An 11036-nucleotide genomic window follows, 5' to 3' on the forward strand; every position below is an offset into this window, starting at 1 on the left:
TTATCGAGCCTCCATTCTTTTTCCGAATTTGTTGGCAGCAGCCGCGATAAGATCGATCGCTGCTGCTTCGGCTTCCTTTTTCTTTTGGGCGTCAGCGTCGCCAGCTTCCGAAGTGACGCCAGCGTTGTTCTGCAATTCCGCAGCGCGGTCATTGAGATGCTGCGCACCTTTTGCAGCATCCGCTTTGAGTGCCAACAGCGCGAGCTTTTCAGCAGACATCGGTTCTTCGTACTTGGCTTTGTTGACAAGGTCAGCGGCTACAGTCGCTGAGATTTCATCGATCGCCTTGATCCTCTCTCGTTCTGTAGCAGCAGCTGTCGCTTTTGCTTCTTCGACCAACTGATTACACAGATCAGGATAATGCTTTTTCAAGTCTTCGACATTTTTGATTTCCACTGTATTTTCACGCCCCTTGTTTGGAGTTTGACTTTGAGTCAACGGAATAAATGGTATAGACGGCGTCTGATGGAGTTTCGGTCGACTATTAAAGATACTCAAATCGTGTGCAACGGAATTGACCACCATGAAACGGTTGTCATTCGTAATGGATGCCTCAACCGTTTCCTCGAACAGAATTTCGTCTACAAACCCTTCGACCTTCGCCTCTTCCGCTGTCATCCATTTTTCCGACCGCATCATTTCGGAGATTTCGTCTCGATTGCGTCCGGTTTTGTTAACATATGCATTGATGATACTGTTTTTCGTGACCTCCCAAATGCCCTTTAACCGATCCAGGTCAGCACCATTAAACATCCCAATGAGTACCAACATCGGGTCGTGGACCATGACTTGTGCAGGCGCTGGAGCTTTAATAACATCTGCAGCCATCATTATGATCGTCGCTGCACTCGCCGCCATGCCGTCAATGATCGCCGTCACAGTTGCCGGGTGATTTTTCAATTGGGTATAGATCGCGGTCGCAGCGGATACATCGCCGCCACGAGAATTAATTCGAACCGTCAACTCTGATATATTCCCAAGGGCTTTCAGGTCTTCGGCGAACTGTCGGGGATAAATTCCATTGCCACCCTCGTCCCACCAAGGCTTCTCTGATCGGATATCCCCGTATAGTAGCAGTTCCCCACTTGTTGGGCTCAGGCTGTTGAAAATCCAGAATTTACGCATCTTCTTCTATCACCTCCTTCTCAGCTTCTGGTGCTGATAAATTCGATATTCCTGCATCTGTCATGGCCTCCTTCTCAATCTTCAACTGTCTGACGTTCGCCCAGAAGTCGCTGCCATTAGCTTCGATTGCTTCGCGCTCATGCGTAGAGAGTCCGAGATTAATGCGAAGGCCAGCTGCTTTAGCTTCCTTAATCGGGTCGAGTTGCCCCGGTGCCGGTCCATTCCATTCTGCCGCCGTCCACGCCTTCCGAATCGCCGGATCGGTGAAAAAACCCGGCGCGTGAATGCGACCAAGTGCAACAGCCTCTGCCAACCATTCCTCATACACCGGTTGACAAAACTCTTTCGCCGTCCATGTCCGGCGTGTACGGAACATCTTCCAAGCTTCCAGCAATGCGGCACGGCTGGCAGAATAACTGGAATTGAAAAGTTTCAGCAAGACTTCGTACGGAATCTCTACCGCAGCACCAATAAAACGACACATCGCGGTGACAAATCCATCAAAATTGGCATTCGGCCGGCTCGGATTCGCTATTTCCACATCTTCACCAGGTTGCAGGATATTTATGGCACCGACTCCCATTTCGTAGACTGTCGGTTCTCGTGCGACCTGCTGTTCTTCCGGAATCATGGCCGAAAATGGATTTTCTGATGAGGGACCTTCAGTTTTTACAAACACGGTGAACATTGCCGAAATTACCGCCGCCATCAGTTCTGCCTCGGTGTAGCGTGTTACTTGTTTTAATGCTTCGATTACAGGAGCGAGCAGCGGTACGCCGCGGCGCTGTTCGGCTCTATCTGCCTCCATGAGATGCAGGATATTAGGTCTTCCCGTTCGAGGACCGTAAGCCTCGATCCGTTTCCATTCCCTCATCACCGCCGACGTATAGCCGGTTTCGGTTGGGTACATATTGCTAACGTGATAGGCAACCACTGCTCCAGATGAGTCGATCTCTACGCCGGAAATGATCAAGTTTCCGTTATCTGCCTTACCCTCCACAGAGTCACCTTTAACGCCTGGCGCCATTGGTGTGCTTACGCGATCCGCTTCGATCAAGTGCAGGCGGAGCCCGTACGGCATCCACGGCGTTCGCTTGTCATGCCGAAAGAGCGCGAAAGAATCACCGTTCATCAGCATGCCGAGAAAAGCAATGCCTTGCTGATCATAAAAGTCGTTCATCCGCAAAGCATCACAGTGTTTACTCTCAGCCCACAACGCAAATTCACGCTGCACCCGACCGCACCATTCATCTGCTTGTTCGTTGGTCAGACCAAGAAACTCAGCGTCGATGTTGGCTTTCAAGCGAAGACCGGGGCCGATAACATTTGTTCGGGCAGTCTTGAGCGCGGCTGCACCGATTGGGCCGTTCATATACAAATCACGAGAACGTGCGCGGAGGGTATCTAGGCTCCTATCAATGTCGTCCTTTGGGCTTGCGGAACTGGTTATCCACCCGCGCATGCTCTTTTTTGTGTATGATGCGCCCCCCTGTTCGTAACCGTTTAATATTCGTACAACCTGACGCGCAGCTGTTCGCCGCATGCCTGCTTCCGGCGAGAAGACGGAAATGACTTTATCTATGATATTGATGATGATCACCCCCTTCCCTTAGAAGTCCCGCGGTATCACGCCTACGACTTTATTACGCCCTCGTCCATTCGCTTTCGCCTCCTCGAGTGCGATCTCTTTTTCCAGGTATCGGATCATGTCCGATATTTCGGATAGATTCGCCCTTGAAAGACTTCGGCTGCCAATTGAGTAGCTTTGTGCTCCAGATAAAATTGCAACTTCGCAATCGATGTACTGCTGCAGTCTGGTCCGCAAAATTTCGAGTCTCGCTTCCGTTGGACTCACCTCCTAATCAATTCCCTTGCTCACGACTCCGGCGCGGCGGCGTGCCAGAGGCTTCGCCTGCGTCTGCTGCGGTTCTGCTTCCTTCTCCCGCATCCGTTGCAGCGCCGCAAGGACCGTGACCCCGCCCGATATTTCAAGCGCGGCCGTCGCGTAGTTCCGGCAGTCGAGCGGTTCGTTTCGCCCGCCGGCCACCTTCTTCTCCCAATAGAAAATAGGCCGACCTTTGATATACCGCATGACGCGATGCTCAGAAGTCAAGCCAGGGAAATAGGAATCGTCATAACCTCTCTTCGGATCGGCCGGGAAATGGCAGTACCCGGGACCCGGCTCTTTCAGTGCCAAGCGCGACGAAAGTGTGTCTTTGCCCACGTCAACCCCGAGGGTAAACAACCAGACTCCTTCATCATTCCGGCGTTTCGGCCGGACGATATATGGAACGCCAACGCCGCCCTTCCCCTTGATCGCCCATACCCTCCGCATTTCTCGCTTCTTACAGAAAGTGTAGACCTCTTTCGTGAAATGGCCGCCTGAGTCGACCGCGGTCGAAAGGACCTGCAGTTCCTGCCCATCTCTTCGGACGAAGGAGCGGTCAATCACTTGGGCATCAAGCATGTCCCAAACATAGTCCTGGCCGGGATCGCCCATAATCACGCCGTACTGAATGCCCCAGCTTTCCGCCTCCGGTCCCCACCCGACCACCTCATATTCCAAACGGTTATCCTGCACGTCAACGCCGCACGTCAGCATTAATACTTCGTCCGGAACTTCCGCTTCGTACTCTTCTCTACGATCCGCCAGTTCGTCTGCATCGACACCGGTTCCACGCTCCTCCCATGTTTCACCGAGCGAGGTATTAATCCACGCCTTTAGCATTTCGAGGCCGCTGCGCTTGGCCTCCAAAAACTCCTCGATGATGGTGGCCCACCGCTTCCACGGACTTGCAAGCTCGTTCAAATGGAAGCCCCTTACCTTCCGATTCGCTTTGCGAGCAATCCATTTCCCCTTGCCCGCTTTCCATTCCAGCTCACCATGAATCGCGCCACAATGCTTGCATGCCATGGAAGCATCTTCGAACCGGATACGGCCCCATTCTAGCGGCTGATGCTCTCCGCAGCTGGGGCAAGGAAGACACCACTGCTCCATGCTGCTAGACTCGTACGCCGTTTCAATCCGGGAAGCCCCCTTGATTGTCGGCGTGCTCACCATCACGCGCTTTCGGTTTGAAAAGGTTGTCGAGCGCTTGGAGACGAGCGTTACCGGGTCCCCTTCTGTTCCGGCAGATGGCGGGTATCGGTCAACTTCGTCAAGGAGTACGACTCGGATCGGACGGGACGCCAAAGATGCGGGCGAGTTTGCGCCTGCCATTGTGATGTGTCCGCCTGGGAACGTCTTGTGAAGCATTGTGTTCCCGCTATCCCTGCTTTTGGCGCTCGCCATCCGCTTTTTAAGCTCTGGGCTATCTCTGACCATCGGCGATAAACGGTCCTTCGAAAACGCCTGAGCTAGTTCAAGCGTAGGTTGCACAAGCATGATCGGCGACGGATCTTGATGGACGAAATACCCGATGATATTCAAAATAATCTCCGTCTTGCCTACCTGTGCCGAAGACATGACAACGATTGTCTCTGTCTCGTCATCATTCAATGCGTCCATAATTTCACGCTGGTAAGGCGCGCGGTCCGTTCGCCATTGTCCCGGTTCGGCCGAAGCTTCGGAGGACAAACGCCGGAATTGATCAGCCCATTCGGAGACGGTCAACTTTGGCGGCGGAGCAACAACACGAGCTATGCGGCGGAAAAGGTCGACGGTTTTTTGATCAGTCCTCGTCATCCGAATCAGCCCGCTCGCGGTCCACCCGGAATCTTTCCGGGTCGTAGTCCGCCAGTTCGGACAACGCCTCGTCAAGGACAGACATCAGTTTCCCTTTAACGACGTTCAAATCGGTTTGTCCGAGTAATTCCGGCGCCAACCTCATCGGGACCGCCCGGATGCGCTGCCGAAAGGCCCCTAGCATGTCGTTCATGACCGCTTCGACGTCTTCTGCTTTATGCAACTCTCCCCGCATTTCTGCCAGTTCAAGCGCCGCCTTTTCTGTCTTGATTCGTTCGTGCTCGGTTTTGAAGTCGATATAACGGGGCTTGTTGTCTGTCTCTTTGCCCCCGCTCGCATACTCGATATATGCTTGCACAGCCTCGCCAAGGACAAACTTCCCCCGCGTTGATTGTTTGAGCACCCCGTCGGACGTTAGTCGCCTAATCCAGCGAGAGGATTTGCCGACGATTGCCGCTAGTTCACCGGTCTGAACTTCACGTTCATGTATAGGTTTCGCTTCCGCTTTCACTTTCGGCATCGTCCCACCTCCTAATTCCGCTTTTCAATCCTGAAAATGAATTGTCATTTTCAGGGCATAAATTCGAAGCGAAAAAATTAATCCGCCCCGGTTCTGCGTGATGCAGACGGAAACGGAAGTGAATTCAAAAATTTTAATCTAGGCATATTTCGGGGTCGTCAGTACCCGCACCCATCCCCCTCGCTGGAAGGACCCGCGATTCGACACGGTTCGACACGAATCGACGACGACGCCTAGCCATCTCCTCCAGCTATCGAGTGAACTGCATTGCCCCTGTCAGGCTCACTCGTTGCGTGCAATCGCCGCATTTGACCAAAAAATCGCCTGCTCAAGATTCGTGAATGCAAGCGACTTCTCCCTGCTGCTGGGACAGAGCTCATCGATCAAATAAGCTAATTCCTTTGCCTTTGCACGGATCGCTTCGTACTTGGCAGGCTGCCCGTCCTTCGGAGCATGGTACGTGAAGTTGTTCTCGATCTGCTGATTTTTCTCCATCACAGCATTCCTCCTTCAAAAATAAAAAGCCACCCCGTTTTTTGGAGTGACTTCGAACATATCATTGCTCGCTCTCTTTATACGTATAAAGTTACATAGAAGAATAAAAAAAAAAAAAAACACTGTACTTAGTTACAAAGTACGTATAACGTATATTGGTCAAAACCATTTTACTGACCATCGAAAAATGCTGTAAAGAGCGGTCGCGAACGATGTTGGTCGGTTTGCATATGATTATTGCTTGTGATCGAACTTTTTCGCGACCGGATCGCACTTTTTTACGCACTCCTGCAATCACTTGGCCACGTCTTGAATCACAGTTTCTAAAGGATCAGCGCGCATGAAACGCTGTAGGTGATGCTGTCCGAATTGTTGTGCGTGACCTTAACCCGATACGTACGCGGAATCACATCGCTAATTGCTTGTTTTTCGACAGGCGTGATCCCCGGATATACACGATAAACATATGTTCCGTTCGTCGTGACAGCATCGCCCGTGAGAATCGGATAATACTTCCCGGAAGCAACGTCCTTGCCTTCAATCGACAATGTAATGTTACCCGTCCCCGCATTTGTCACGTCGAGGATGATGTGCACGCCTCTAGCGTTGTGGTTAATCTGATCTGCAGATACAGTCGTAGTCGTTCGAGACACTCCGTTTAACAACAAAGACTGCGTATTCCCTCGCCACCGATCCCAATTCCCTCCGTTGAATGCTGCCATCTCCGCATACGTCCCGAGGACCGCATTCGACCCAAATACGCCGTCTTGTGATCCAAGTGACGTCACCATCGGCACCCTCAAATTAGTATTGTCTGATCCAGCGATCAAAACTGCTTTCGGAGGTAACTGCTTGCTCGGGGAACCTTCATAGTTACTGATCGATCGGAATTTTCCAGCACCCCCGCTACCTTCAAGAGGTTCGAACATATCTGTTTCCGGATTATAATATTGGGGTATCGGTTTTCCGTCTTTGTCAACAAGAATCGGGACTGTATTATACGCCATTATCGTGACCACTCCTCATCCGATAAAAAACGGAAGGATAAAGGTATACGTATCCTTCGGTGGTTCCGGCAAATCCGGCTCTTTGAGTTTCCTGCCTCGAGGCAACTGTCTGCCTGGAGAAAGTTTCCGCACGGGTTTCAAGGCCCTCATCCTCCCTCACCTCACTGGTTATTTTTCAGAAAGGCGTAATGACTATCAGCGATCTGCTTCCGACCTTCCACTGTCGGATGTAGTTGGTCGCTGATACGCTCATAACTTCTCGCTAATCGACTACTGGTCAGTACCGTTTCGTACGGGAAGTTATGCAAAGTATCCAAATTAAGATTGATTGGAACGACAAGCACATTAGGTAGTGTTCCGTCAAACTCCCTGCACATTTCGACAGCGAAATTAAAAACAGCCGTTTTATGAGCGGCACGAGTCATGTCGCAACTGTTCATTTTCCCGAAAGGGTCTTGCGTCCGTGCAGGTGGGATCGGCAGGGAAAAACATACTTTGATCGTGTTGTCGTACGCATGTATGCTCTCTTGCATAACTTTAAGTCTTGCAACAAAATCTGCTGCTGTGAATCCATATGGTGTGCTAAAGGCATCATTTGTCCCGAGTTGGATAATGACAAAATCAGGTCGCGGGAATGCGTTTTGTGCCATGTAATAGGCGAAACTAAACCCTGACCCATCCCAAAAGGCGTTTGTTGATCCGTTATAACTCGCCGCTGTTAGATACTTATCAGCCGTCCATCCTCCGCGTCCTTCGTGGTTGGCCGGAGCGGTTCCGAGCGTCCCAATCAGTTCCAGCGTCGACTCTCCTGCGTCGTTTGCAAAAAGAGAGTGCAATTCTTGCACGTATGTCCCCGAAGCTGTATTGCTATCTCCGATATAAAGGGCTCGGATTGTTTTAGGATTCGGGTCCACTTCGGGCGCAACACGAATAATCGATGTCGCTTTAGCGATCAATCTATTCTGGTGTCCTCTGTAAACATTGATCGTGATTGCCGTGTCTCCGGTCGAGTTCGGTGTGAGTGTATATCGATCCGCATATTGCTGACCCTTTGAGCAGACAACATCAATCCGAAAATCTTCTAAATTTCCTCCGTCTATGATGTTGTCGAAGTAAACATTGAGTTCATGGCCCACAACGCCATAGATGTATCGCGGCAGGTTAATTTCAATGTCATCCTCACTCGCGCGGGGCGAATTATAACGCGACAAAGGATATCCCCTCCCCGCTTACCGACGCATCAATCCATATCATATTTGCGTTTGATACCTCAAAATCATAGCTGGCATCGGGCTTGAGCTTTACTCCGTACACTGACGAGGACACGTTATTACTACCCGCATAGATAAATCCTGTATTGGTATCCTTCGCAATGACAGTAACTAAGCGGCAAGGGTAGTTCGGCAACTGTACGCGGTTACCGGCTACAGCGACATTCAGGACCGATGTCAATATTTGACGACTGCCTGTTTGCTTAACCGGCAACTCTTCTCCCGAGTTGATCAGACTCACACCTTGTATGTCAACCGGCATGGCTATGTCGCTTTCTATGAGTTTGACTGCTAGTGATCCAACACTCGGCCGATCAGCTCCCCCGCCTCCGCCGTCGGGACCGGGAGCCGTTCCACCGGACAGCTTGCGATACGCTTCGTATTCGGGCGTCCCTTTCCGGCGCGACGCGGCCATTGTGGCCGGAGCTTGGCTCACCGGCACAAGCAGGATCGCGATTTCCGGATATTGCTCCAGCAGTGGCGTCAAATTCGCGGGCACACCGTCCCGGAAAACCTCGTTTTGCCTTAACCCGCTCAGCGTAGGTCCGACATAAATCATTGCACTCAAGTTTCAAGTTCCTCCTTTGCTGGATGTTCAATTCTCGGCGCGCGCGGTGCCTCAATGGCAGGCGTCGGCGTTTTAAAAACCATCATCGCAAACGCAACGCCAAGCGCTGCGCCGAACGTTAACGCTGCAAGCTTTTCGGCTGGCTTCCTCAATATTTTCATAACCTTTTTCTCTCCCTCAATTTGATATATATAAAGCACCCGAATGGGTGCAGGAGAATGTTTATATATTGTCGAATCAGCTCATCGGAGGGGATCGTGATGCAAAAAGAGCTCACCACCGATGCGCATTTTCTTGCGGCGATTCTTGCCGAGAAAAAAGTCATCGTAACGTACCGGGATACCGGCCAGATCGCCGATTACGGCGGCCCGATTCAGCAAGCGACAGCTCACGCCGTCAAGATCAACGATATGCACTATATGCGGCACGCTTGCCACTTCTACGTGCGGCGATAGCCGCCCCCGCAGGCACTATGCGTCAGCATGGTGCCGGAGCGACACCCGCAAAGGTTTTGGCTTCGCAGCGCACGATGCGCCAGCATGGTGCGCGGAGCGACGCTTTCAACCCGCAGAAGCGGGATTTTTTTGTTCCGGCGTTTATTGCGGCACGCCGAAGCCGTCCCGAGCCGCACCTTTCCGCTGGGATCGCGACGGGAAAGGAGGGAACCCAAGCCTGCCCCCGTGCTGCTTACAGGGGCCGGCCAGATGCGGCGTCTACGAAAAATAGGAGCTACCCGGCTTTACGCCGAATGCTCCCATAGGGATTAACAAAAAAAAGGGCCTGCAAAGGTTATTTTCAGGAGACGGGTTTCACCGTCCTTTCCTTTCCCCGGTGCCACCGGGCGGTGCAGGACTGGCTATGGCCGACGGCCAGAATGCGATTTTAAGCCGCGATATTCGTCCGACCCTTCCCTTTATACTCGGGAGGCGCTATCGTCGAAAATCGGGCCGATTCTGGCCGTCTGGCAACGTGTATGCATGCACCCCCTAGCTCGTCTATATCGTCGCACACAATATACGATACCGGATGATGCATGGAGGGTCTTGACCCTCTCACTAATAGGTGGCTCTTGCAGGACAAAAAAACGACAGTTTCATCCACCCGGAGCCCATACCTCCCGTGTTCATCTTTTGCTGCGCCCTAGCTCAAAACCACGCCGCCATGCTTCCATGATTATCCCCATAACGTTCTCGCACGTCGACCGCTCCCAGCCGCTCAGCCATTCGAACGTGCTGCGCTCGCTGGCCGTCAGCGGTCGGCCGATCGTTTCCTCAATCAGTTCGATATTCATTCCGTTTTCCCCTTCCCCTTTTGCGACGCGGTCGACAAACAACGATGCATTTACCTTCGTCGAGGTCGTCATATATTTGCATCATGACCGCCGCATCAAAATTGATTAGAGGCACGATCAATTTCCCATACACCGCGTAATCCAAGTGCCGGAGTCCTTTCACAAGCTCACCCCTCCTCGGAGGCCCCGAAGGGCCCTAATCAATTATCCGAACTGTATACTTCGATTCATCAAACTTCCTGATCTTCCGGCTCCCGTCTTTCCCGGTCAGAATCAGCGTAATCTTACCAAGTCCGCGCTGAATTACCGTGCCGGATACCGTTTGAACCTTTCCATTCGACATTAATCGCGTACATATTGCCCGCATCTTCGTCCTCCAATTTTTTTTTTAATTTTTGGAGCTTTTATGTTAAGATTGGAGGAGGGAGCCGTGAACTCCCTCTTTTAACTTACTTGCGCTTACGTTGTTGCTGTACTTTGCAGTACAAGTCGTAAGCGCGTTGCTCGTCATCGGTGAGTTGGTACCTCTCGATGACCTTCGAGCTTTCGAGCCGGAACACTTCCCGCGTGATGCGTCCCAGCCCCAACTGGTCTCGCAGCACTCGCAGGGAGTGTTCCCTTTTTTGTAGCTTCTCGAAAGCTCTCATTGTCAGCTTATCCATCTTTTCTCACCCCTTCCGGAAGTCTCTTCTATCAACTTCCTGATAATAATATAGCATATCTTTATATATGATGTCAACATTTTTTATTATCTTCTTGATAATTTTTTATAATTAGATTATATTTAATGTCAAGGAGGGATAGCATGATTATTAATCATTTGAGCGAAATAATGGGACGTAAGCGTCTTAAGGTTTCTGATGTTGTGGCTGGAACTGGATTGGCAATTAATACAGTGTCAGGACTGTATCACGATAAGGTTAAGCGTGTCGATCTGGAAACGCTTGATAAGCTTTGCAGCTTTTTGGGTGTCGGCGTGGGAGATTTGCTGGAGCATGTGCCGCCTGAGGAGCAAGAAAAAACCCCGTGATTACGGGGTTTTTTTATAAGCAACACTTATGTAATTTAGATTTC

At 51.3% G+C, this 11036-nt stretch carries 14 protein-coding genes; 2 read left to right on the forward strand and 12 right to left on the reverse strand.

What is annotated here, in order from left to right:
* The 10 genes from ABEV74_RS11050 to ABEV74_RS11095 all read right to left on the reverse strand — a co-directional run bounded on the left by ABEV74_RS11050 (nt 1) and on the right by ABEV74_RS11095 (nt 8832).
* Complete coding sequence (locus ABEV74_RS11050; RefSeq protein WP_430146016.1) at nt 1-1125, reverse strand: head maturation protease, ClpP-related; 1125 nt, start codon at nt 1123-1125, stop codon at nt 1-3.
* Nucleotides 1118-2725 (reverse strand): phage portal protein, encoded by a 1608-nt coding sequence (locus tag ABEV74_RS11055; protein WP_430146017.1) that lies wholly within the window; start codon nt 2723-2725, stop codon nt 1118-1120. The genes ABEV74_RS11050 and ABEV74_RS11055 overlap by 8 nt, the downstream gene beginning before the upstream one ends.
* 9 nt (nt 2726-2734) lie before the next feature.
* Nucleotides 2735-2980: a DUF6148 family protein gene (locus ABEV74_RS11060; RefSeq protein WP_430146019.1), complete on the reverse strand. Its 246-nt coding sequence runs from the start codon at nt 2978-2980 to the stop codon at nt 2735-2737.
* Between the two features lie 3 nt (nt 2981-2983).
* On the reverse strand, nt 2984-4810 hold the full coding sequence (locus ABEV74_RS11065) for a phage terminase large subunit family protein (protein WP_430146021.1): 1827 nt from the start codon (nt 4808-4810) through the stop codon (nt 2984-2986).
* Entirely contained in the window at nt 4797-5330 is a 534-nt protein-coding gene (locus ABEV74_RS11070) for a hypothetical protein (protein WP_430146023.1), read from the reverse strand. Before ABEV74_RS11070 ends, ABEV74_RS11065 begins: the two co-directional genes overlap by 14 nt.
* A 282-nt stretch (nt 5331-5612) precedes the next feature.
* On the reverse strand, nt 5613-5825 hold the full coding sequence (locus tag ABEV74_RS11075; RefSeq protein WP_430146025.1) for an Acb2/Tad1 domain-containing protein: 213 nt from the start codon (nt 5823-5825) through the stop codon (nt 5613-5615).
* A gap of 323 nt (nt 5826-6148) precedes the next feature.
* Nucleotides 6149-6832 carry a hypothetical protein gene (locus ABEV74_RS11080; protein WP_430146027.1) on the reverse strand — a complete coding sequence of 228 codons (684 nt, stop codon included), beginning with the start codon at nt 6830-6832 and terminating at the stop codon, nt 6149-6151.
* A 161-nt stretch (nt 6833-6993) separates the two neighbouring features.
* The gene (locus ABEV74_RS11085; RefSeq protein WP_430146029.1) at nt 6994-8043 is read right to left on the reverse strand and encodes an SGNH/GDSL hydrolase family protein; all 1050 of its coding nucleotides are present in this window, start codon (nt 8041-8043) and stop codon (nt 6994-6996) included.
* Complete coding sequence (locus tag ABEV74_RS11090; RefSeq protein WP_430146030.1) at nt 8030-8671, reverse strand: hypothetical protein; 642 nt, start codon at nt 8669-8671, stop codon at nt 8030-8032. The genes ABEV74_RS11085 and ABEV74_RS11090 overlap by 14 nt, the downstream gene beginning before the upstream one ends.
* Complete coding sequence (locus tag ABEV74_RS11095) at nt 8668-8832, reverse strand: hypothetical protein (protein ID WP_430146032.1); 165 nt, start codon at nt 8830-8832, stop codon at nt 8668-8670. Before ABEV74_RS11095 ends, ABEV74_RS11090 begins: the two co-directional genes overlap by 4 nt.
* A 99-nt stretch (nt 8833-8931) precedes the next feature.
* Between ABEV74_RS11095 and ABEV74_RS11100 the strand changes: the two genes are divergently transcribed.
* The gene (locus ABEV74_RS11100) at nt 8932-9126 is read left to right on the forward strand and encodes a hypothetical protein (RefSeq protein WP_430146034.1); all 195 of its coding nucleotides are present in this window, start codon (nt 8932-8934) and stop codon (nt 9124-9126) included.
* A gap of 668 nt (nt 9127-9794) precedes the next feature.
* On the opposite strand, the gene ABEV74_RS11105 is transcribed toward ABEV74_RS11100, so the two are convergent.
* Nucleotides 9795-9962 (reverse strand): hypothetical protein, encoded by a 168-nt coding sequence (locus tag ABEV74_RS11105; protein WP_430146036.1) that lies wholly within the window; start codon nt 9960-9962, stop codon nt 9795-9797.
* A gap of 449 nt (nt 9963-10411) precedes the next feature.
* Nucleotides 10412-10624 (reverse strand): hypothetical protein, encoded by a 213-nt coding sequence (locus ABEV74_RS11110; RefSeq protein WP_430146038.1) that lies wholly within the window; start codon nt 10622-10624, stop codon nt 10412-10414.
* A 143-nt stretch (nt 10625-10767) separates the two neighbouring features.
* On the opposite strand from ABEV74_RS11110, the gene ABEV74_RS11115 reads away from it, so the two are divergent.
* Complete coding sequence (locus tag ABEV74_RS11115; RefSeq protein WP_430146040.1) at nt 10768-10992, forward strand: helix-turn-helix domain-containing protein; 225 nt, start codon at nt 10768-10770, stop codon at nt 10990-10992.
* Nucleotides 10993-11036: the final 44 nt, after the last annotated feature.

The sequence above is a fragment of the Paenibacillus cisolokensis genome (assembly GCF_050481165.1).
Taxonomy (GTDB): domain Bacteria; phylum Bacillota; class Bacilli; order Paenibacillales; family Paenibacillaceae; genus Paenibacillus_AH; species Paenibacillus_AH cisolokensis.